The sequence below is a fragment of the Microbacterium sp. 8M genome (genome assembly GCF_902506375.1).
In the GTDB taxonomy this organism is placed as follows: Bacteria; Actinomycetota; Actinomycetes; order Actinomycetales; family Microbacteriaceae; genus Microbacterium.
On the sequence record NZ_LR733284.1, the window covers coordinates 3266985 to 3287217 of the forward strand.

Below are 20233 nucleotides of genomic sequence, written 5' to 3' on the forward strand. Positions count from 1 at the left end.
ACCGGATCGGGCTTTCGGGTGGTGGTGGGTTCTGGGGAGCATCGGTTCAGCCCTTCACGGCGCCGACCATGATGCCCTTGCTGAAGTACTTCGAGACGAACGGGTAGGCGATGAGCATCGGCACCGTCGCGATCACGACCGTCGAGTATTTGAGCAGGTCCGCGAGCTCACGACGCTGCAGCTGCGCGGCGACGTCGCCGCCGCTGCCGCTCTGCGGCACGATCAGCAGTCCGCGGAGCACGAGCTGCAACGGCTGCAGGTCGGCGCTGCGCAGGTAGAGCAGCGCGTCGAAGTAGGAGTTCCACTGCATGATCGCGTACATCAGGGCGATCACCGCGAGAAGCGGCTTTGCGAGCGGGAGCACGACCGTCCACAGGATCCGCAGCTCACCGGCTCCGTCGAGCTGTGCCGCTTCGTACAGCTCCTCGGGAATGGAGCTGCGGAAGAACACCATCGCGATGATGACCTGCCACACGCCGATCGCGTTCGGCAGCAGCATCGACCATCGGGTGTCCAGCAGCCCCAGGGACTGCACGACCAGGTACATCGGGATGAGACCGCCGCTGAAGAGCATCGTGAACACCACGAAGCCCGTGAGCGCCTTGGTGCCGTACAAGCGTCCCCGCGACAGCGGGTAGGCGATCGCGACCGTGCCCGCGACGCTGATCACGGTGCCGGCGACCGTGTAGAAGATCGAGTTCGCGAAGCCGCGCAGGATCGCAGGGTTGCCGAGGGCGACCTCGTAACCGCGCAGGGTGAAGTCGACGGGCCAGAACAGCACCCGCCCGGAGGAGACCGCCTGCGGGCTGGAGAACGAGCTGGCGAGCACGTTGAGCAGGGGGAGCAGCACGACCAGCAGGAAGACCGTGAGCAGGACGTAGGCCGAGATCACGAAGATGCGATCCGCCCTGGTCTCCTTGACCTTGACGCCCCGGGCAGCCGACCTCGAACGCCGGCGCCCGGCGGGAGAGGTCGTGAGCAGTTCGGTGGGGGTCAGCGCTTCGCTGTCGATCAGAGCCATCACCAGAGTCCGTTTCCCGAGATGCGCTTGGACACCTTGTTGACCACGAGGAGCAGGATCAGTCCGATCACCGCATTGAAGAGCCCGATCGTCGCGCCGAGGCTGAAGTTGGCGTTGAGGATGCCGGTCTTGTACACGTACGTCGGGATGATCTCGGACGTCGACAGGTTGAGCGGGTTCTGCAGCAGGAACGCCTTCTCGAAGCCGATCGCCATGATGTTGCCGACGCCGAGGATCAGGATGATGGACGCCGTCGGCATGATCGACGGAATGTCCACGTTCCAGATCTTCTGGAGGCGGCTGGCACCGTCGATCTTCGCGGCCTCGTAGAGCGAGACGTCCACCGCCGACAGCGCGGCAAGGTAGATGACCGCGCTGTACCCCGTCGTGGTCCACAGATCCGTGGCGACGTAGATGTGACGGAAGAAGTCGGCGCTGGCGAGGAGGTCGACCTGGCCGGCGCCGAAGAAGCTGAGCGTGCGGCCGAGCAGCCCCACCCGCGGCGACAGCAGCAGGATGGTCATGGAGACGATCACGACGGTGGAGATGAAGTACGGCGCGTACGTGACGAGCTGCACCGTGCGCTTGAAGAAGCGGAGCCGTACCTCATTGAGCGCCAGCGCCAGGATGATCGGCAGCGGGAAGCTCGCGAGGAGCGTGTATCCGGCCAGCACCAGCGTGTTCACGAGCAGCTTGGGGAAGACGGGGTTGCGGAACAGGTTCGCGAAGTTGTCGAATCCGACCCAGGGGCTGCCCCACACGCCCTGCACCGGGCTGTAGTTCTTGAATGCGATCACGGCGTTCACCATGGGCACGTAGCGGAAGACGATGAACCAGACGACGGGCAGCAGCAGAAGCAGGTAGAGCTGCCAGTAGCGGCGGAGACTGCGCGCGAACCGGGCGCGGTGCGACGTCTTTCGCGGCGGCGCTTTCACCGCCTCCAGGGATGCGTCCTGCTCGGCACTGAGCGTCATCTGAGTCCTCCAGGGGATTTACTTTACGTCGTAATATTATGTCTCCGGAGTCGTTTCCGCTAGTGATTCATCCGATGTATCTCGGTGCGGGCCCTCCCGAGCAGCAAGAGGCCCTGGTGACGCGAGGGATCGACATCCGAAGACGGCGCCTATGCGGCCCCGCCCCCTGAGACGGCGTGCGGCAGCCCGTCGGATCCGATCACGTCCGCCTCGGCGGCCACGCGCACCACGGCCGTCGAGGAGGCGTCGGGCGCTTGGCCGTCGCCCATGATCAGCGGTCTCCGCCCGCTCCGGACGGGACCGGCGGTCGTTCGCGGAGGACTGGCGGTGAGACGTCCGCCGGATCCGCGGCTCAGCGCGCCGGGATCTCGATCGCGCCCGTGCCGGTGAAGTTCACGAAGGTGCGGTCGTCGCCCTCGACGACGGTGAGCAGCACCTGACCGCAGGCAGCGCACCGGGCGACGGTGCCGGCGGCGCTGCGGAACACGATCGTCGTGGCGAGCTCGCCGACAGTGCCGCACCCGTTGCACCGCGCCCGCGCGCCGGTCGCGTCGAAGGACAGTAGGTCGGCCAGAGCTCCCGCCAGCAGATTCCCGTCGAAGTGCTGCATCAGGTTCCTCCATAGCGCTCGGTGCGGATCGCCCGCGGATCGTGCCCCAGGTCGACGAGCCACGCCGCGACCTGTTCGACGAAGGCCGTGGCCCCGCACACGTACACGAGGGGCTCGACCTCGGGGCCGAACGCCGCCGCGGCCAGGCGCTCGCGGGTGAGACGTCCGACCGGCACGTCGTCGCCCGCGGGCGCGCGCCGCGTGAAGACGAAGTCGGCCACGAACGGCGCGGACGCCTCCGCCGCCGCTGCGAGCTCCTCCGCGAAGAACACGTCGTCGGGCGTGCGCACCGAGTACAGCAGGCGGAACGGCGTCGCATCAGCCGCGTCGAGGTGCGCCTGCGCGATGGCGTAGAGCGGGACGACGCCCGATCCGCCGGCGATGAGCTGGACCGGGCGCCCGGCCGTGCCGTCGGTCGGGGCGCGCCAGACGAAGTAAGCGCCGAGCGGTCCGTGCACCTCCAGCCGGTCCCCCGCCCGCAGCTCGTCGATGAGGAACGGCGACACCTCGCCGCCCGGAACCCGCGCGACCGCGAGCACGACCTGCGTTCCGTCACCCGAGGACGCGATCGAGTACGACCGCGTCGCCGTGTACCCGTCGGGCGCGGTGAGCCGCACATCGAGGTGCTGACCCGGGAGGTTCCCCGGCCATCCCGCCACGTCGAGCCGGATGCGCGCGGCGGTCGGCGTCTCGCGGCGGACCTCGACGACGTCGGCCACGTGCCAGGCCGTGCGCGGCAGGATGCGCTCCGTCGCCACGCTCACCAGTAGCGCTCCTCCTTCCACGGATCCCCGTGGAGGTGGTATCCGTTCTGCTCCCAGAATCCGGGCTCGTCGGCGGGCAGCAGCTCCAGTCCGCGGATCCACTTCGCGCTCTTCCAGAAGTACAGGTGCGGCACGAGCAGGCGGGCGGGTCCGCCGTGCTCGGGATCGAGGGGTTCCCCCTCGAACTCGAACGCGATCCAGGCCTTGCCGCCGCGGAGGTCCTCGAGCGGCACGTTCGTCGTGTAGCCACCGTAGCTGTGCGCCATCGCGTACTCGTCCGAGGTGTCGACGTCGGCGAGCAGCGTGTCGATCGAGACGCCCCGCCAGTGCGTGCCGAGCTTGGACCAGTGCGTGACGCAGTGGATGTCGACGACGACGTCCTCGATGTCGAGCCGCTGGAACTCGTCCCAGGTCCAGCGCCGCTCCCCCGCCGCGCTGCGGATCGTGAACTCCCAGTCGTCCGTGGCGATCTGCGGCGTCGGACCCGCGGAGAGCACCGGGAAGTCGTGCACCAGGGTCTGCCCCGGTGGCAGTCGATCGTCCGGATCACGGCGGCGACCGGTGAACCCTCGGGTGATGAACGACATCGCGAGCCCCTCTCCAGGCACGGCGCCTCCGGCGCGGACAGGCCCAGCCTGTCACCCGCGCGCGGCCGGCGCCAGTGCACCGCCGGTCCAGAATGGTCCCATGAATGCGCAGAGCGCCGACACGACGACGGCACCGGTCACGACGGCCGGATCGGCGTGGGCTCCGTTGCGGCATAGGGTGTTCCGCGCGCTCTGGCTGGCGCAGACCGGATCCAACCTCGGCGGGTGGATGCAGACCGTCGCCGCGCAGTGGTTCCTCATCCAGGCGGGATCCGGATCCGCGATCGTCGCGTGGGTGCAGGCCGCGAGCCTGCTGCCCGTGCTGTTCCTGTCGCTCTTCGCAGGCGTGCTGGCCGATCGGTTCGACCGGCGGGGCTGGCTGCTCGCCATGAACATCCTGTCGGCGGCCCTCGCCCTCGTGCTCACGGTGCTGTCCTGGACCGGCGTGCTCGGCGCGCCGTCGCTGCTGCTCATGACGTTCCTGCTCGGCTCCTCCGCCGCGCTCAGCGCCCCGGCCTGGCAGGCGATCCAGCCCGACCTCGTGCCCCGGGAGGAGATCCCCGCGGCCGCCGCTCTGGGCGGCATCACCGTCAACGCCGCGCGAGCGGTCGGACCCGCGATCGCCGGGATCCTCGTCGCGTGGACCGGCCCGACGTTCGTGTTCGCGCTCAACGCGGTGTCGTTCCTCGGCGTCGTGATCGCCCTGATGCGCTGGCCCCGGCCGGAGCAACCGGCCCGGGGCTGGGTCGAACCGTTCGGCGACTCGCTCGTGGCGGGGCTGCGGTATCTCGGCTCCGGTCCCGTCGTGCGCCGCCTGCTGCTGCGCAGCCTGCTGTTCGCGATCCCCGCCAGCGCACTGTGGTCGCTGCTGCCCTCGGCCGCGGGCGGCCTCCTCGGCCTGGGCGCGACCGGCTACGGCCTCCTGCTCGGGGGGCTCGGGGTGGGCTCCATCCTCGGCGCGGTGCTGATGCCGTTCCTCACCCGGCGTCTGTCGGCCTCGGCGGTTCTCGGGCTCTCCGCCGCGGTCTTCGCCGCCGGCACCGTGAGCGTGGCCTGGTGGCCGCTGCCCGTGGTCGTGCCGGCGCTGCTGATCACGGGGATCGCATGGACGGCGACCCTCACCACCCTGAACGCGGCCATGCAGCTCAGTGCCGCACCGTGGGTGCGGGCGCGTGCGATCTCGGCCTACCTCCTCGTGCTGCTGGGCGGCCAGGGCCTCGGCGCGTTCCTCTGGGGCGCGGTGAGCGCGATGGCCGGGGTGGCGGTCACCCTGGCGGTGGCGGCGGGGCTGCTGCTGCTCGTCGCGGCGAGCGTGCTGGTGCTCCCGCTGAGTCCGCAGACCGGGCGCCTGGACCGGTCGATCCGGCCGTACTGCGCGCCGGAGCCGAGTCTCGTCTTCGATCCCGAGCCCGACGACGGTCCGGTCGCCGTGACCGTGACCTACCGGGTCGCGCCCGAGCGCGAGCCGGCGTTCCTCGCGGCGATGAGGCCGCTGCGCGACAGCCGCCGCAGGACGGGCGCGACGGGGTGGACCCTGGAGCGCGCGGGCGAGGAGCCGGGGACCTTCCTCGAGGGATTCCGGGTGCGCTCATGGGGCGAGTACACGGCCTCGCGCACTGCGCGCTGGACCGGGAGTGACGCGGCCGTGATGGCCCGCGTGCTCGAGACCGCCGACGTCGTCTCGGAGGCCCACGCGTTCGCCGTGCGACTGCCGCGGCGCTGAGGACCCGGGCGCCCGCGGCCGCTCAGAGCGACGCGCCGTCGGCGGGGACCACGGGCGCCTGCGGCGCGGGCGGCCAGTCCGCGAGGCGCGCGGCCGCCTCGGCCGTCGCCCGCAGGAACTCGCCGACCAGCGCGTCCGGATCCGGCGCGCGGCGCACCGCCTCATACGGCAGCAGGAACTCGCCCAGGGCCGCATCGAAGTACGCCTCCTCCGGCACCTCCGCGGCCGCGTACCCCTCCGGCGCCGGATACGCGTAGGCGTAGAACGCGCCCTCCGCGCCGCCGCCCGGCCAGAACCCCGCGCTGCTGAGCTCGTCCGAGTAACCCTCCACCATCACGCTGTCCGGACAGTTGGGCGCACCACCGGGGTGCGCCGGCGCCGGCCGCCCCGAGAAGCGCGTCACCGCGAGATCCATCGCACCCCAGAAGTAGTGCACCGGGCTCACCTTGCCGCGGAACGCCGAGCGGGATCTCCGCAGCACCCGATCCGCCTGCACCAGCTGCTGCCAGAACAGCCGGGCGTGCTCGGCGTCGTAGGTCGCGTGCACGGTGTCGTCGGGGAACGGGATGGCCTCGGCCACCTCGTTCGGCACCGGATGGATGCGCACGTCCACGTCCAACCGGGACAGCAGGGCCATCACCTCGGCGTAGAAGCGCGCAACCGATCCCCCGAGGGGGAGCGTCTCGCTCCGCCCGTCACTGGTGCGCGCGATGAGAACGTGCTCGACGAAGTCGAACGAGAGCTCCAGGATCCGGTCGCCGACCGGGATCGCTCCGGTCGTGAGCCCGCGCGCGTCGACGAACAGCGTGACGTGCCACCAGTGGTTCACCGGGGCGGCGAGCACCATCTTGACCTTGCCGACGATCTGCGTGTACATGTGCAGCGTCTCCCGTGTGGCCGTCCAGTCGTCGACGGCGAGAGCGGGCCAGGCGGGGTTCGTGGGCACGGCGTCCTCCTCGATCGGGGACACTCTACCGAGCCTGCGGTGGGCTCCGGAGTCGTCGGCGCTTCGTCGGGACCGGACCGTCGCCGTCCGGCCGCGATCGGCACCGTGGTCCGGCGTCCACCGCGAAACGGATCGCTCCCCGGCCTGTAACGGCGCCGAAACACCGGGGTGCGACGCTGGGCGCAGGCGAAGCTCCTCGAGTCGGCGTCGCGAAGGCGGGACCCCGGTTTCGCCGCACCGCCCCCTGCTCCCGGAGAGGACTGCTCATGGATCCGCTCACCACGTTCGTCCTGGTCGGCGCCCTCGTCGTGGGAGCAGCCTGGCTGGCCCCGCGGCTGCACGTGCCGGCCGCGTTGCTGCAGCTCCTGTTCGGCCTGCTGGCGGGCCTGTTCCCGGAGGTCCGCAGCATCCACCTCCCGTCCGACGCGGTGCTGGTGCTGTTCCTCCCGGCACTGCTGTTCTGGGAGGCGCTGATGACACCCCTGCGCGAGGTGCGCCGCGATCTCCGGGTGATCCTGCTGCTGAGCACGCTGCTGGTCGTCGCGACCACGTTCGGCACCGCAGGGATCGGCGTCGCCCTCGGCTGGGGGTGGCTGCCTGCGCTCGTCCTCGGCGCGGCGCTGGCGCCCACCGATGCGACCGCCGTGGGCGCGCTCACCCGCGCGCTCCCCCATCGGAACGTCATCCAGCTGCGGGCCGAGAGCCTGGTGAACGACGGCACCGCGCTGGTCATCTACACGATCGTGATCGGACTGGCGGCCAGCGGCGCCCACTACTCCGGCTGGGATGTCACGGGCCTCGTCGCCCTGGCCTACGGCGGCGGCGCCGTGGTCGGCCTGCTCGCGGGTCTGCTGGGCACGCTTGCGCTCCGGCGCCTGGACGATCCTCTCCTGCACAACGCCGCGCTCGTGCTGGTGCCCTTCGCGGCCTTCCTCGCGGCCGAACAGATCCACGCCTCCGGCGTCATCGCGGTCGTCATCGCCGGGCTGTATCTGAGCCGAACCGGACCGCGGTCCGGCACCCCGCAGTCCCGCCAGCAGCGGGACGGGTTCTGGACGCTGGCCAGCGCGGGGCTCAACGGCGCCCTGTTCGTCCTGATAGGCATCGAGGCGCAGTCCGCGATGCGTTCCGTGCCGCTGCAGAGCATCCCCACGCTCCTGCTGCTCTGCGTGCTGATCTGGATCGCGATCCTGCTCATCCGCTTCGCGTTCCAGATGATCACGACCTGGGGGATCCGGCTGGTGGACCGCAGCCCTGCCCAGCGTCAGAAGCGGATGACGCATCGGGCCAGGGTCGTCTCGACGGTCGCAGGCTTCCGCGGTGCCATCTCGCTGGCCGTCGCACTGGCCGTCCCGGCGGACATGCCGGGACGCGCGGAGATCATCTTCGTCGCCACCGGCGTCATCATCCTCACGATCCTCGCGCAGGGAATGCTCCTGCCCGCGGTGATCCGGTGGGCGCGCTTCGAACCCGACACGATGGTCGCGGCCGAGTTCACGCGCGCGCACCGCACCGCGCTGCTCTCGGCGATCCACGCGTCTCCGGCACTCGCCCGCGAGATCGACGTCCCCGAGCACATCCGCGAGCGCGTCGTGACGGAGTATCGCGAACGCCTGGAGCGGATCGGCGGCGCCCCGGAGCCGGGACGCAGCACGCGACGGGATCTGGACCACGACTACGCGGCCCTCAACCTCGCCCTCGTGGACCACGCCCGTGACGTCGTGATCCGCCTCCGCAACCACGGCGCGATCAGCGACGCCACCCTGCACCGCCTGCAGACGCGTCTGGATCGCGACGCGCTGCACCTCACCCCCGCCTCCGCGGACCGACACGACTGACCCGCCACGGCTCCGAGCGTCGCAGACGCAGCCGATGATGCCGGATCCGTCCGGTGATCGTGCTCGATGACGCCTCGCGCCGACGCTCCGTCGCCCGTAGATTTCAAGGGTGTCCAAGCGTGTCGTCGTCGTCGTCCTGCCCCATGTGAACCTGCTCGATCTGTCAGGTCCGGTGCAGGCGTTCTCCGCGGCGACCCGCTTCGGAGCCGACTACGAGCTGGCGTTCGTCTCCCCGGATCCGCTCGTGACGTCCGCCCAGGGACTCGAGCTGGCCGCCCTCACCGGTCTGACGTCCGTGCGCGACAGCGACCTCGTGCTCGTCCCGGGCACGGATCTGACGATGTCGCTGGAGCTCGCCCCGGATGTGATCGGGTGGATCCGCGAGGCCGCGCACGCCGGCGCGCAGATCGCGTCCGTATGCACGGGGGCGTTCCTCCTGGGCGAGGCGGGACTGCTGGACGGGCACCGCTGCACGGCGCACTGGAGCGTGATCGAGCACATGCGCGAGCGCTACCCGCGCGCGCGGGTCGTGGACGACGTCCTGTTCGTCATGGACGGGTCCATCCTCACAAGCGCCGGCATCGCCTCCGGGATCGACCTCTCGCTCGCCATCATCGAGCAGGATCACGGCGCCGCGCTCGCTGCCCGCGTCGCGCGCGAGCTGGTGGTCTATCTGCGCCGCAACGGGACCGCGGCGCCGACCAGCCCGTTCGTGGAGTTCCGCGATCACGTCGTCCCCGAGGTGCAGGCCGTGCAGCAGATCCTGTCCGACGGCTTCTCGCAGCACTACACGCTCGAGGAGCTCTCGCGAGCGGTGCACCTCGCGCCCCGCACGCTGACCAGCAAGTTCGTCCGCACCGTCGGCATGACCCCGCTGCAATACCAGCAGACCCTGCGCATCGGCCACGCCACAGCGCTGCTGTCCTCGACCGATCTCTCGGTCGAGGCGATCTCACTGGCGTGCGGGTACGCCGACGCCCGGCAGCTGCGGCGCGTCTTCGCGCAGGTGCACGGCCTGTCGCCGCGCGAGTACCGCGCCTCCCTCCGCTAGCACGCCCTCTCCCCACGTCCCACGGCGACAGCCCGTCGCCGTCTCCTCCACCGACCCCTTCTTCGGAGCCCTTCATGAACACCTTCCTTCGGCGCGCCCTGCTCACGGTCGGCGGCGTCATCCTCGCGACGGCCGTCTTCGGCGGCGTCGCTGTCGCCGGCTTCACCACGACGATGGCGCAGGACTTCGCGCCGCTCCCCGCCCGCTCCTCCGCGGAGCCGGCGGCGACCCGGCCCGCCGCGTCCGACCGGATCCAGGTCGCGATCCTCCTCGGGCGCAACGGCACGGTCGCGACCGACGCGATGGGGCCTTACGGCGTGTTCGCCGCGTCCGAGCGCTTCGACGTGCGCACGGTCGCGGCATCGCGCACCCCGATCGCCCTGTCGGGCGGGCTCACCACCGTGCCCGACGCGTCGTTCGCGGACTACGAGTCCGGGCGGCTGCCCCGCCCCGACCTCGTCGTCGTCCCCGCGATCGCCGACCCGTCAGGGGCAGAGGAGGCGGATCTGCGCGCGTTCATCGAGACCACGCACGATGCCGGCGCCCGCATCATGGGCGTCTGCGCCGGTGCGCGCGTGCTCGTGGAGACGACGGGGCTCGACGGCAAGCGGGCGACGTCGTTCTGGTCCGACATCGACGGGATGACCTCGACTCACCCGGAGACCACGTGGGTGCGGGGAGAGCGCTGGGTCGAGGACGGTGACGTGCTCACCACCGCGGGCGTGAGCTCAGGCATCGCCGCCAGCCTGCACGTCGTGCAGCAGCGGGCGGGCACGGCCGAGGCCGTGCGGATCGCCGACGAGGTGCGCTACCCGCACTGGAGCCCGGACGCGTCGACGAGCATCCCCGTCAACACGTCTCGCTCGCGGACTACCCGTATGTGCTCGGCGCCACGATGCCGTGGGGGCAGCCCCGCTACGGCCTCGGGCTGACACCGGGCGTGGACGAGATCGATGTCGCCGCGGCCGCCGAGCTCTACGGCGGAGCCGCGTTCACCGCGCACGTCGTCCCCGTCGCCGAGAGCGGCGAGATCACCACGCGGCACGGCATGACGCTGCTCGCCACACCTGTGGCGAAGGCGGGCAAGCTCGACCGTCTCGTGATCCCCGGCGCGACCTCGCGCACGCCGCTCGCGGCTGCCGCCCCCGACGTCCCGGTGTTCCTCCCGGCCGCGGCGGCCGGCACGGGCAACACGAGCTTCGACCCGATCCTCGCCGACATCGCGCGCTCCGACGGGCGTCACGTGGCTCAGACCGCGGCGAAGTACATCGAGTATCCGCTCCCGGCGCTGCCGCAGCAGGGAGGGGCGCCCGTGCGCGTCACCGTGATCGCGATCCTCGCCGCGGCTCTCGCGATCGCCGTCGGCCTGGTCCCCGCGCTGATCAGCCGGATCCGGGTCCGGCGCCGCGGCGCCGCTCGTCCGCAGGCGCGGTGACGCCGACGCCGGGCGTCCGTCCCCTAGCCTCCCTGGTGCGCCAGGATCCACTCCCCCATGGGGGCCGGATCGTCGAGGATGCCGAGGTGGCTCTCGTGGGGCACGATCGAGACGGTCGCCCGGTTCCCCGTGCGGGTCTCGGCATAGGCGGCGACGCGCGAGGGGTCGAACACCTCGTCGTCGCCGCCGATCCAGACGCCGACGGGCCCGCGGAGGTGTGCGAGCACCGCCGCGCTGTCATCCGCGTTCTGGGCGATGGCCATGGCGGCGGTGTACTGCGGGATCAGGCCCGCGGCGATTTGAGCGGACGTGTAGGCGAACGAGACCGCCGGCGTGTGCGCGCCCAGCAGGCCGTTCGTCAGCGTGGCGGCGATCAGGGGCCGCTGGCAGATCGTCGCGAAGTTGGAGGCGTCGTCCTGGCGCTCGGTGCCCGAGTGCAGCCCGAAGTCGGGCGCGAGGAACACGTAGCCGGCGATGGGCGTCGAGATCCGCTGCACGCTGTTGAGCACGACTCCGGCCCCGGCCGAATGCCCGCCGACGAACTCCGGCACATCAGGCTGCTCATGGTGCACGAACGAGACCGCCGACGCCGTGTCCTGCTCCAGCTGCGGCGTGCTCGGGGTGTCGCCGCGTGGTCCGCCCGAGGCGCCGTGGCCGCGGATGTCGAAGAGGTAGACCGCGATCCCCTGCGCGCGGAGGGTCTCGCCGATGCCGAGGTACCCGGCAGCACTGTTCGCCCCGGTGCCGTGGTAGAACACCAGGCTCGCCCGCGGCGCGCGGGGGACGAAGGCGTAGTAGGCGAGCCGCACCCCGTCGGTCGCCGTGACGTGGCCGGTGGGCGTCGCGGCCGGATGCGCCGTGCCGTCGGCGGTGTCCAGACCGCTGCGCGCGGCCGGGCCCGGCAGAGGGCACGGCGCGACGGCGGCGGCGACCCCCGCGCCGACGCCGACGACGAGCACGGCCGCCACGATCCCGACCGCGCCGAGGCCGCCGATCGCCCGGCGCACAACCCCGCGCGGTGCGCGCCGCGCACGGTCGGCCGCGACGAGGGACGCCCATTCCGCCGCCGGCGTGCGCGTCCACGCCCGTCCCTCGGACCCGATCACCCCGAGCAGGGCCACCACGGGGAGGAGGCAGGCGATCAGCACCGCCGGGGACCCGACCGCGGCCGCCTGCAGCACGCGCGCGCCGCCCATGGCCGCGGAGACCACGCCGGCCGTGACGGGGAGACCACGACCCGGCCGGCGGAGCAGGACGACCAGGACGAGGGCGGCCGCTCCCGACACGATCAGCGGCCACCCCGCGGCCTGCACGGACGGCCGCGCGTCGGGCCCGAGCTCGATCGCGCCGTTCACGACCCCGATCGCCCCGCCCAGGAGATAGAGCACGCGGGACACGGTGATCCGGACTGGGCGCACGCCGGCGCTCATGCGTCGCCGTCCAGCGCGTCGAGAACACGGTCGCACCAGGCCACGGCGTTCTCGGCGAACGTCAGGCCGTAGTCGCGCACGAGGGTCGGCACGGTCGCCGCCGCGCTCCGCTCCGCATCCGTCCAGGAGGCACCCGGCACGACCGCCGCGACGAGATCCCGGAACGACGCGAACTGCGCCCGGCGCTCCTCCACCAGCGCTCGCGCGAGCCCGCGGTCGAGCGGAGCGGCGAACAGCAGCTTCACCAGGTTCTCGTCCCGGATCACGACCGGCGGAGTCTCCTCGCCGAGCCACTCGCGCAGAGCCTGTCGCCCCGGCGGCGTGATCCGCCAGACCGTCTTGCCCCGGGGTCCGTCCTCCCCGTCGGACTCGATCAGCCCCGCGCCGGCCAGCAGCCGCAGCTGCGGGTACAGCTGGCCGTCGCTGATCCCCCAGAAGGGGTTGCGCGACGCGGCCTGGCGGATCTCGTAGCCGCTGCGCGGGTGCGAAGCCACGTAGCCCAGGATCGTGTGCGCTGTCGGTGTCAGGTTCTCCACGGAATGATGATACCTCTGGCAGAGGTATGGGTCCGCTGGGCGACCCACTGCGACGCTCAGACGCGCAGGGTCGCCCCCACGAGCATGCCGACCACGGAGACGCCCGCCGCGACGGCGAAACGCCGCTCCGTGATACTGGCGCCTTATCGCGGAGCACGGCTCGAGCACCCTCGTGCACGACGCGGCCCCCGGGAATCGGCTGAACCCGGGGGCCGCGTCGTGCGTTCGCTCCAGGCGGGTGTTCACTCCAGGCGGGTGATGTCGACCGAGACGAACAGCTCGGACGCGCCGGATCCGGCGTAGACGCCGCGCAGCGGGGAGATGTCCGCGTAGTCCCGACCGACGCCGACGAACACGTGCGAGGGACCGATCTCGACGAGGTTGGTGGGGTCGTAGCCGCGCCATGCGCCCGAGAACCACTCCACCCAGGCGTGCGACTCCCCGGTGACGGTCTCGCCCACCTTCGGGTCCGCGTCCGGGTGCAGATAGCCGGACACGTAGCGAGCCGGGATCCCGGCCGCGCGGAGCATCCCGAGCGTCACATGCGCGATGTCCTGACAGACCCCTGCGCGCGCCGGCCACGCGTCCCGCGCCGTCGAGTTCACCCCGGTCACGCCGCGACGATAGGTCATCGCCTCGCCGACGATCCGGCAGATCGCGGTGGCCGCGGCATCGATGCCGTCGTGCTCGGCACGCGCCTGGTTCGCCAGTTCGCTCATCTGCTCATCGGGGTCGGTGGCGTGCGTCTGGATGAGCATCTCTGCGACGTCGAGCGAGGAAGCCGCGGCGCGCGCGAGCTGGTCCCAGCGCAGCTCCGGGCCGCGCGCGGGGACCGTGCGCGTCTCGACCACGCTCGTCGCCACCACGGAGAGCTCCTCGTGCGGGGTGAGCACCTCGAACGCGGTCACCGGTGTCCCCCAGTGGTCGTTGTACGTGCTCGGATGCGTCGCCGGACTGGTCTCGACACGGGCCTGCAGCACGAGCTGGCGGTCCTGCGTGCGCGGCAGCATACGCGCCTCGTTGTACGACGCCGTCGCGGGCGAGGCGTACTGGAATCCCGTGCGGTGCACGATCCTGAGCCGGGTCATAGCGTCTCCTCGGTCCAGACGGGGGCGGCGATGGAGGGGAAGTACTGGTCCTGCACCGCGTTGCTGATCGCGGAGACACTCTCCTGCACATGGCGCATGCTGCTCTCCAGCAGGAGCACGAGATCTGCCACAGGCCGGTATTCGAGCTCCGAGCGCAGCCGACCGATGGCTCGGCCCACCGCGTCGGGCGGCAGCAGTGGCGAGGACTGGCCGATGCGCCGGAGGCTCTCCTCGGCGCGGATGACGCTCGACAGCACCGAGCGGGGGAAGTGCCGGTCGATGAGCAGGAACTCCGTCGCCGAGGTGGCTGTGGGCATGGCCCGGTGCACGCGCAGATGCGCGTCGTAAGCATCGCAGCTGCGCAGCAGGGTCATCCAGTTGATCGTGCTGCCGCCGTCGGCCCGTGCCGCGGAGACGAGCAGGCGCGCGGTCATGTCCGCGGCCTCGAGGGCGCGCCCGAGCACGAAGAAGTACCAGGCCTCGTCGCGGCTCATCGACGTCTCGGCGACGCCGTAGGTGAGCGCGGCCCGCTCGCGCACCCATTGGAAGAAGGAGTGCGAGCGTTCGAAGTCCACGCGCAGCGGCAGCCGGGCATTGGTCGTGTTGAGCACCTCCCACAGGTCCTGGGAGATGACCTCTCGGGCGCGGCGGGCGTTCTCCCGGGCGGAGGACAGCGAGTGCGCGACCGAGATCGCCTGGGTCCGGTCGGTCGCGAGCGCCCGGAGCGCATCGCCGCGGCGAGGGTTGCCGCCGGCGGCATCGGGCACGCCCATCACGGACAGCACCCCGCGGCACACCGACTCCTCGTCGGCCCAAGGATCCTCGAGCAGCAGCTGCAGATGCACGTCGAGGATCCTGGCTGTGCCGTCGGCGCGTTCGACGTACCTGCCGATCCAGAACAGCGCTTCGGCGATCCGACTCAGCATGACGACACCTCCTGCTGCTGTTGCTGTTGCTGCTGTTGCTGGCGCTGCGGGTCGTCGATCGGCGGCACCGGCAGCGGTGCGACCGCGGCGCCGGCGAGCTCCGCGGCCGGCGGAGCCGCGATCCGGACGGCGCCGATCGTGGCCGAGGCCCGTGGCGTGGCCGGATCCTCCAGCACCCAGGTGTCCTTGGATCCGCCGCCCTGGCTCGAGTTGACCACGAGCTGCCCTTCCGGGAGCGCGACCCGGGTGAGGCCGCCGGGCAGGACCCAGATCCCGTCGCCGTCGTTGACCGCGAACGGCCGCAGGTCGGCGTGCCGGGGCCGGAACCCGCCCTCCACGAGGGTGGGGATCGTGGACAGCTGCACGACCGGCTGCGCGATCCAGCCCCGCGGATCCGCGGCGAGCGTCTTCCTTGCGGTGTCGAGCTCGGCGCGTGAGGCGGCGGGACCCATGATGAGGCCCTTGCCGCCGGATCCGTCCACCGGCTTCACGACGAGCTCGTGCAGCCGGTCCAGCACCTCTTCGAGGGCGCCGGGGTCTTCCAGGCGCCAGGTGTCGACGTTCGGCAGGATCGGCTCCTCGGCCAGGTAGTAGCGGATCAGGTCGGGCACATAGGTGTACACGAGCTTGTCGTCGGCGACGCCGTTGCCCACCGCGTTCGCGATCGTCACGTTCCCCAGCCGTGCCGCGTTCAGGATCCCGGCCGCCCCTAGCATCGAATCCGGGCGGAACTGCTGCGGATCCAGGAATTCATCGTCGACCCGGCGGTAGATCACGTCGACCCGGCGCGGACCTGTGGTGGTGTGCATCCAGACCCGCCCGCCGGAGCAGAACAGGTCGCGCCCCTCCACCAGCTCGACGCCCATCAGCCGCGCCAGCAGGGTGTGCTCGTAGTACGCGGAGTTGAACACGCCGGGGGTGAGCACCACGACGGTGGGATCCTCGGCGCCCGACGGCGCCGCCGCGCGCAGTGCACCGAGCAGTCGGTTGGGGTAGTCGACCACGGGCAGGACCCGCATGTCCGTGAACATCTCCGGGACCATCTGCGCGAGCGCGCGGCGGTTCGCCAGCACGTAGCTCACGCCGCTCGGCACGCGCACGTTGTCCTCGAGCACCCGCCACCCGCCGGACTCGTCCCGGATGACGTCGATGCCGGCCACCTGGATCCGGACGCCGTTCGCCGCGACGATCCCCGCGGCCTGGCGGTGGAAGTGGCTCGACGAGGCGATGAGCGGCGCCGGGATAACGCCGTCGGTCACGCAGCGCCGGGCGCCGTACACGTCGGCGAGGAAGGCCTCCAGCGCCCGCACGCGCTGCGCGACGCCGAGATCCACCTCGCGCCACTCGTCGGGCGCGATCACCCGGGGCACGACGTCGAGCGGGAACGGACGCTCCTCGCCGGCGAAGTCGAAGGTCACGCCCTGTGAGAGGTACGCCCCGGCGAGCGCCTCGACCCTGCCGCGCAGATCCTCCGCCGACATCTCGCTGAGCGCGCGATGGATCCCGCGGTAGGGATCTCGGGCGGCGAGCTCCGCATCTGCGTCGCAGGCGTCGAACATCTCGTCCCAGGGCGAACCGGAGCGGGATCCCGTTGCCTGCCGGCTCCAGTATCCGGCGAAAGACGTTTCCATGCATGGACCATTCCACCCGCACGTTTCGCGCTGATTTCGCCTGCGAGTCCGGCGTGCTACGGGCTCCCGGCGTTCAGATCTGGAAGATCCGCTTGCATCGCCTTGACAGTGGTGCTATAAAAAATCTACAGCGCAGGGCATAGATCCTGACGAGCGGATCCATGCCCCTGAAGCATCTCTCAACGAGGACATGGAGGTGGTCATGATGCTGATGCGCACTGATCCGTTCCGTGAGCTGGACCGACTCACCCAGCAGATCTTCGGAGCGGATGGGACACTGGCGAGGCCCTCGGTCATGCCGATGGACGCCTGGCGGGAAGGCGACGTCTTCCACGTCGAGTTCGACCTGCCCGGGGTGGACCGGGAGTCGATCGACCTGGACGTCGAACGCAACGTGGTGACGGTGAAGGCCGAGCGGCCGATCAGGGCCAGCGACGCCGACATGCTCGCCGCGGAGCGGGCTCGCGGTGTGTTCAGCCGGCAGCTCGTGCTCGGCGACAACCTCGACACCGGGAAGATCACCGCGAACTACGACGACGGCGTGCTCTCCCTGCAGATCCCCGTCGCCGAGGAGGCGAAGCCGCGCAAGGTCGCGGTCACCAGCAAGGCGGAGAACCTCGCCATCAGCGCCTGAACCGTCGGGAGCAGTTCATGATGATCCCATCCGTGCAGGGCGCGAGGGCCGAGCAGCAGCTCGATGAGCGGTTCATCGAGCTGATCGTCGCGGATGACGAGCTGATGCAGGCCGAGTTCGACGACATCGTCGCCGCGGAATGGGCCGTGCCGCCGGCTCTCGGCAGCACGTGCGAAGCCACCGCAGACGGCCGTGGCACCCGGGGCCACCGCCGCCGCGAGCTCGACCGGTCGCGCTCCTCAGCGAGCGGCCCTGCCCGCGCGAGCAGCGGTCTCGTGTTCGCGCGCTCGCCGCCTCGCGCCCGATGAACCGTCCTCATCGAGGCCTTGCCTCACACCACCGAGGTGACAGCTGCCCCGCCCGCGCATTCGGATTCCGGGGGCGTGTGCACCGGAGCCACGCCCGCGCGCGGCCCGCGCATCTCGAAAGCGGGCCGGGTGGCTGCCCTCCTCGCCGCGCCGTGCGGTACATCGCGCCGCGCGGCGCAGCAATACACCAGGAGCCCAGATGTCGAATGACCGATACGTGCTGCAGCAGCTGACGCCCATCGAGTGGATCGTCGTGGACACGAGCCGCGGACCGGGCGATCCGTACCGCACCGTGGCCTGCGTCTACGAGACGGAGCAGGCGGCATACGACGTGATCTGGCTGCAGGATCTGGGCCTCCCGGCCACTTGGACGTCACCGCAGGACGTGCTCCACGCCATCCGCCGGAACGCCGAGCGCGCGACGCGGATCCCGTCGTCCAAGCCGATTCCCATCCCGCACCGGCCGCCGCTGCGGGTGCCGTCGTTCGGGGACGCCCCGGCGCTGGCATGACGAACCTGCCGGCGCGAAGAGGGTGCCGCCGGGGAATCGCTCGGTCTGCTCGACAGCACGGTGGAGCTAGCGGACGACTTCTCGCTCCTCGCCCGCCTCGAGCATTCGCCCCTTCACGCCCTTCGGACGCCCGTGTGACTCACGGAGGGTCAACTCCGCATCGAACTCCTGGGAGGAGACCGACGTTCCGTCGATCAGTCTCAGTGCCGCCTTCGCCGCGGTGACGCCGACCTCGTAGATCGGATGGGTGATGCCGGTCAGCGGAGGGTCGCTGATCCGCGCCCAGGGCGAGTCATCGAAGGCGATGACCGAGATGTCCCGAGGCACACTCAGGCGACGCGAACGCAACGCGATCAGCACGTTGAGCGCGACAGTCGCGTCCGAGGCCAGGATGGCCGTGGGAGGATCGGCCATCCCGAGCAGTTCATCGATGATCGCGGCGGTCTCCGCCTCATCGACGGCGAGATATCGGATCAGATCCGGATCGACCGCGATGCCGTTGCTCTGAAGAGCTCCGACCAGGCCTGCCAGTCGGTCGGACACGGAGGAGACCGCTGTCTCCAGTCCGCTGAATCGGTCGCCATCAGTCGTCAGCGCCGAGACGAAAGCGATCCGCCGATGGCCGAGCCCGATCAGCAGCTCTGTGGCCTGCGCCGCTGCCGCGGCGATGCGCACGCGCACACCGACGGCGTCCACGCTGTCGACGCGCCGGTCCAGGAGCACGAGCGGGCGTGAAGCCTCCAGCACGGTGACGAGATGCTCGGTGTCGTAGCTGGTCGCGGGCGAGACGATCATCGCGTCGACGCGCTTGTCGAGGAAGAACCGCACGGCGTCGCGCTCATCGGCGAGCCGCTCGGAGGTGTTCGCGAGAACCACGTCATAGCCGGCGGCCCTCGCCGTATCCGAGATGCCCCGCAGCGCGACGCTGAAGTACGGGTTCTCGACGTCTCCGACGACGACGCCGATCGTGCGGGAACGCCCGGTGTTCATGCTGCGCGCCAGCTCGTTCGGACGGTATCCGAGTTCCTCCGCGGCCGCGAGGACGCGGTCGCGGACTTCTTCGCTCACGGCACCGTATCCGCCGAGAGCCCGCGACGCCGTGGACTTGCCGACTCCGGCGCGACGTGCGACGTCAGCTACCGTGGCCTGCCGCGGCAGGGATCTCGATGCGGTCATGCGACTTCCTCAACACGGGATTGACAAGGTCCCCATCATATGACTACGGTCATTGGGTCCGGACCCAATATACAAGGTGGGTCCGGACCCACTAGCCCTATCGCTGCCCTGGCGGTCAGGGAATCAGTTCAGAGAGGAACTCCATGAGCGTTTTCGGAAGGCGAAGGGCCATCGTCGCTGCCGCCGCACTCGTCACCGCTGCCGTCCTGACCGCGTGCTCGCCGGGCACCGGATCCAGCAGCACGCCGACAGCAGGCGGCGACGGCAACCCGTACCACCTGATCAAGGCCGGGCAGATCCGCGTCGCGAGCGTCGGCGATCTGAAGCCGTACTCGTTCACGGACGCCGACGGCCAGTACACGGGGTTCGACGTCCAGCTCTTCGAGGACGTGGCGCGCCGCATCGGCGTGAAGGACGTGGTCTTCACGGGCCAGGACTTCTCCGCGATCCTGCCGGCCGTCGCGAACGGGCAGTTCGACGTCGGGGTCGCCGCGATCGGGATCACCGACGCCCGCAAGAAGACCGTCGACTTCTCCGACGGCTACCTCGCAGGATTCCTGACCGTCATGGCGAGCCCTGACGCGCACATCTCGAAGGAGTCCGACCTCGCCGGCAAACGCCTCGGGGTCGTCCAGGGCACCCTGCAGGAGCAGTACGCACTCAAGCACTTCACCAAGAGCGAGCTGGTGCGCTTCCCGGACAACAACAGCGCGATCGCCGCCGTCAACAACGGGAACGTCGTCGCGCACTTCCTCGACTACGAGACAGCGAAGACCTATGCCGAGCAGTACGGGCTCGTCAACGCCATCAACGTCCCCTCCTTCGATGCGCCTGCCGGGTTCGCGATCGCGAAGGGCAACACCGCGCTCCGGGACGCCCTGAACAAGGCGCTGCGCTCGGCGATGGACGACGGCACCTGGAAGAAGCTCTACCAGAAGTGGTTCCCGGGTTCTCCGATGCCCGACCAGTACCTCCCGCCGAGCGAGCGCACGGCATCTCCGACCCCGAGCGCCGCGCAGGGCTGACCCACCGCGAGGCGCGGGC

The 20233-nt window shown here is 70.8% G+C and carries 21 protein-coding genes; 9 read left to right on the forward strand and 12 right to left on the reverse strand.

What is annotated here, in order from left to right; all coding sequences use genetic code 11:
• Positions 1-46: 46 nt before the first annotated feature.
• The 5 genes from AERO9AM_RS15435 to AERO9AM_RS15455 all read right to left on the reverse strand — a co-directional run bounded on the left by AERO9AM_RS15435 (position 47) and on the right by AERO9AM_RS15455 (position 3956).
• On the reverse strand, positions 47-1021 hold the full coding sequence (locus tag AERO9AM_RS15435; protein WP_201298660.1) for a carbohydrate ABC transporter permease: 975 nt from the start codon (positions 1019-1021) through the stop codon (positions 47-49).
• On the reverse strand, positions 1021-1995 hold the full coding sequence (locus AERO9AM_RS15440) for an ABC transporter permease (protein WP_159576946.1): 975 nt from the start codon (positions 1993-1995) through the stop codon (positions 1021-1023). The genes AERO9AM_RS15435 and AERO9AM_RS15440 overlap by 1 nt, the downstream gene beginning before the upstream one ends.
• A 352-nt stretch (positions 1996-2347) precedes the next feature.
• Positions 2348-2605, reverse strand: coding sequence for a DUF6510 family protein (locus tag AERO9AM_RS15445; protein WP_159576947.1), 258 nt, complete (start codon positions 2603-2605; stop codon positions 2348-2350).
• Positions 2605-3369 (reverse strand): FAD-binding oxidoreductase, encoded by a 765-nt coding sequence (locus AERO9AM_RS15450; protein ID WP_236602641.1) that lies wholly within the window; start codon positions 3367-3369, stop codon positions 2605-2607. Before AERO9AM_RS15450 ends, AERO9AM_RS15445 begins: the two co-directional genes overlap by 1 nt.
• A complete protein-coding gene (locus tag AERO9AM_RS15455; protein ID WP_159576948.1) occupies positions 3366-3956 on the reverse strand; it encodes a sulfite oxidase-like oxidoreductase in 591 nt (196 codons plus the stop codon). Before AERO9AM_RS15455 ends, AERO9AM_RS15450 begins: the two co-directional genes overlap by 4 nt.
• Positions 3957-4056: 100 nt before the next feature.
• On the opposite strand from AERO9AM_RS15455, the gene AERO9AM_RS15460 reads away from it, so the two are divergent.
• Entirely contained in the window at positions 4057-5679 is a 1623-nt protein-coding gene (locus AERO9AM_RS15460; RefSeq protein ID WP_159576949.1) for an MFS transporter, read from the forward strand.
• 22 nt (positions 5680-5701) lie between these two features.
• On the opposite strand, the gene AERO9AM_RS15465 is transcribed toward AERO9AM_RS15460, so the two are convergent.
• Positions 5702-6625: a DUF5996 family protein gene (locus AERO9AM_RS15465; protein ID WP_159576950.1), complete on the reverse strand. Its 924-nt coding sequence runs from the start codon at positions 6623-6625 to the stop codon at positions 5702-5704.
• A 266-nt stretch (positions 6626-6891) separates the two neighbouring features.
• Between AERO9AM_RS15465 and AERO9AM_RS15470 the strand changes: the two genes are divergently transcribed.
• The 4 genes from AERO9AM_RS15470 (at position 6892) to AERO9AM_RS15485 (ending at position 10949) form a co-directional block, all read left to right on the forward strand.
• Positions 6892-8463 (forward strand): Na+/H+ antiporter, encoded by a 1572-nt coding sequence (locus tag AERO9AM_RS15470; RefSeq protein WP_159576951.1) that lies wholly within the window; start codon positions 6892-6894, stop codon positions 8461-8463.
• A gap of 109 nt (positions 8464-8572) precedes the next feature.
• Positions 8573-9514 carry a GlxA family transcriptional regulator gene (locus AERO9AM_RS15475; protein WP_159576952.1) on the forward strand — a complete coding sequence of 314 codons (942 nt, stop codon included), beginning with the start codon at positions 8573-8575 and terminating at the stop codon, positions 9512-9514.
• A gap of 74 nt (positions 9515-9588) precedes the next feature.
• The gene (locus tag AERO9AM_RS15480; RefSeq protein WP_159576953.1) at positions 9589-10446 is read left to right on the forward strand and encodes a DJ-1/PfpI family protein; all 858 of its coding nucleotides are present in this window, start codon (positions 9589-9591) and stop codon (positions 10444-10446) included.
• 8 nt (positions 10447-10454) lie between these two features.
• Positions 10455-10949 (forward strand): hypothetical protein, encoded by a 495-nt coding sequence (locus AERO9AM_RS15485; RefSeq protein ID WP_159576954.1) that lies wholly within the window; start codon positions 10455-10457, stop codon positions 10947-10949.
• A gap of 23 nt (positions 10950-10972) precedes the next feature.
• On the opposite strand, the gene AERO9AM_RS15490 is transcribed toward AERO9AM_RS15485, so the two are convergent.
• The 5 genes from AERO9AM_RS15490 to AERO9AM_RS15510 all read right to left on the reverse strand — a co-directional run bounded on the left by AERO9AM_RS15490 (position 10973) and on the right by AERO9AM_RS15510 (position 16560).
• Positions 10973-12379, reverse strand: coding sequence for an alpha/beta hydrolase (locus AERO9AM_RS15490; protein WP_159576955.1), 1407 nt, complete (start codon positions 12377-12379; stop codon positions 10973-10975).
• Complete coding sequence (locus tag AERO9AM_RS15495) at positions 12376-12915, reverse strand: PadR family transcriptional regulator (protein WP_159576956.1); 540 nt, start codon at positions 12913-12915, stop codon at positions 12376-12378. Before AERO9AM_RS15495 ends, AERO9AM_RS15490 begins: the two co-directional genes overlap by 4 nt.
• A gap of 242 nt (positions 12916-13157) precedes the next feature.
• The gene (locus tag AERO9AM_RS15500) at positions 13158-14003 is read right to left on the reverse strand and encodes a transglutaminase family protein (protein ID WP_159576957.1); all 846 of its coding nucleotides are present in this window, start codon (positions 14001-14003) and stop codon (positions 13158-13160) included.
• Positions 14000-14929 (reverse strand): alpha-E domain-containing protein, encoded by a 930-nt coding sequence (locus AERO9AM_RS15505; protein ID WP_159576958.1) that lies wholly within the window; start codon positions 14927-14929, stop codon positions 14000-14002. Before AERO9AM_RS15505 ends, AERO9AM_RS15500 begins: the two co-directional genes overlap by 4 nt.
• Entirely contained in the window at positions 14923-16560 is a 1638-nt protein-coding gene (locus AERO9AM_RS15510; RefSeq protein WP_159576959.1) for a circularly permuted type 2 ATP-grasp protein, read from the reverse strand. Before AERO9AM_RS15510 ends, AERO9AM_RS15505 begins: the two co-directional genes overlap by 7 nt.
• A gap of 205 nt (positions 16561-16765) precedes the next feature.
• On the opposite strand from AERO9AM_RS15510, the gene AERO9AM_RS15515 reads away from it, so the two are divergent.
• The 3 genes from AERO9AM_RS15515 to AERO9AM_RS15525 all read left to right on the forward strand — a co-directional run bounded on the left by AERO9AM_RS15515 (position 16766) and on the right by AERO9AM_RS15525 (position 18013).
• A complete protein-coding gene (locus AERO9AM_RS15515; RefSeq protein WP_159577582.1) occupies positions 16766-17194 on the forward strand; it encodes an Hsp20/alpha crystallin family protein in 429 nt (142 codons plus the stop codon).
• A gap of 17 nt (positions 17195-17211) precedes the next feature.
• On the forward strand, positions 17212-17502 hold the full coding sequence (locus tag AERO9AM_RS15520; RefSeq protein WP_159576960.1) for a hypothetical protein: 291 nt from the start codon (positions 17212-17214) through the stop codon (positions 17500-17502).
• 199 nt (positions 17503-17701) lie between these two features.
• Complete coding sequence (locus AERO9AM_RS15525; protein ID WP_159576961.1) at positions 17702-18013, forward strand: hypothetical protein; 312 nt, start codon at positions 17702-17704, stop codon at positions 18011-18013.
• A 66-nt stretch (positions 18014-18079) separates the two neighbouring features.
• On the opposite strand, the gene AERO9AM_RS15530 is transcribed toward AERO9AM_RS15525, so the two are convergent.
• On the reverse strand, positions 18080-19189 hold the full coding sequence (locus AERO9AM_RS15530; protein ID WP_159576962.1) for a LacI family DNA-binding transcriptional regulator: 1110 nt from the start codon (positions 19187-19189) through the stop codon (positions 18080-18082).
• A gap of 143 nt (positions 19190-19332) precedes the next feature.
• Between AERO9AM_RS15530 and AERO9AM_RS15535 the strand changes: the two genes are divergently transcribed.
• Positions 19333-20214 carry an ABC transporter substrate-binding protein gene (locus AERO9AM_RS15535; protein WP_159576963.1) on the forward strand — a complete coding sequence of 294 codons (882 nt, stop codon included), beginning with the start codon at positions 19333-19335 and terminating at the stop codon, positions 20212-20214.
• Positions 20215-20233: the final 19 nt, after the last annotated feature.

Excerpts from the sequence above, each read along its gene's own strand:
- AERO9AM_RS15435 (WP_201298660.1), bottom strand. The coding sequence starts at position 1,021 with ATGGCTCTGATCGACAGCGAAGCGCTGACCCCCACCGAACTGCTCACG.
- AERO9AM_RS15440 (WP_159576946.1), bottom strand. The coding sequence starts at position 1,995 with ATGACGCTCAGTGCCGAGCAGGACGCATCCCTGGAGGCGGTGAAAGCG.
- AERO9AM_RS15445 (WP_159576947.1), bottom strand. The coding sequence starts at position 2,605 with ATGCAGCACTTCGACGGGAATCTGCTGGCGGGAGCTCTGGCCGACCTA.
- AERO9AM_RS15455 (WP_159576948.1), bottom strand. The coding sequence starts at position 3,956 with ATGTCGTTCATCACCCGAGGGTTCACCGGTCGCCGCCGTGATCCGGAC.
- AERO9AM_RS15460 (WP_159576949.1), top strand. The coding sequence starts at position 4,057 with ATGAATGCGCAGAGCGCCGACACGACGACGGCACCGGTCACGACGGCC.
- AERO9AM_RS15470 (WP_159576951.1), top strand. The coding sequence starts at position 6,892 with ATGGATCCGCTCACCACGTTCGTCCTGGTCGGCGCCCTCGTCGTGGGA.
- AERO9AM_RS15480 (WP_159576953.1), top strand. The coding sequence starts at position 9,589 with ATGAACACCTTCCTTCGGCGCGCCCTGCTCACGGTCGGCGGCGTCATC.
- AERO9AM_RS15490 (WP_159576955.1), bottom strand. The coding sequence starts at position 12,379 with ATGAGCGCCGGCGTGCGCCCAGTCCGGATCACCGTGTCCCGCGTGCTC.
- AERO9AM_RS15500 (WP_159576957.1), bottom strand. The coding sequence starts at position 14,003 with ATGACCCGGCTCAGGATCGTGCACCGCACGGGATTCCAGTACGCCTCG.
- AERO9AM_RS15505 (WP_159576958.1), bottom strand. The coding sequence starts at position 14,929 with ATGCTGAGTCGGATCGCCGAAGCGCTGTTCTGGATCGGCAGGTACGTC.
- AERO9AM_RS15510 (WP_159576959.1), bottom strand. The coding sequence starts at position 16,560 with ATGGAAACGTCTTTCGCCGGATACTGGAGCCGGCAGGCAACGGGATCC.
- AERO9AM_RS15515 (WP_159577582.1), top strand. The coding sequence starts at position 16,766 with ATGCTGATGCGCACTGATCCGTTCCGTGAGCTGGACCGACTCACCCAG.
- AERO9AM_RS15520 (WP_159576960.1), top strand. The coding sequence starts at position 17,212 with ATGATGATCCCATCCGTGCAGGGCGCGAGGGCCGAGCAGCAGCTCGAT.
- AERO9AM_RS15525 (WP_159576961.1), top strand. The coding sequence starts at position 17,702 with ATGTCGAATGACCGATACGTGCTGCAGCAGCTGACGCCCATCGAGTGG.
- AERO9AM_RS15530 (WP_159576962.1), bottom strand. The coding sequence starts at position 19,189 with ATGACCGCATCGAGATCCCTGCCGCGGCAGGCCACGGTAGCTGACGTC.
- AERO9AM_RS15535 (WP_159576963.1), top strand. The coding sequence starts at position 19,333 with ATGAGCGTTTTCGGAAGGCGAAGGGCCATCGTCGCTGCCGCCGCACTC.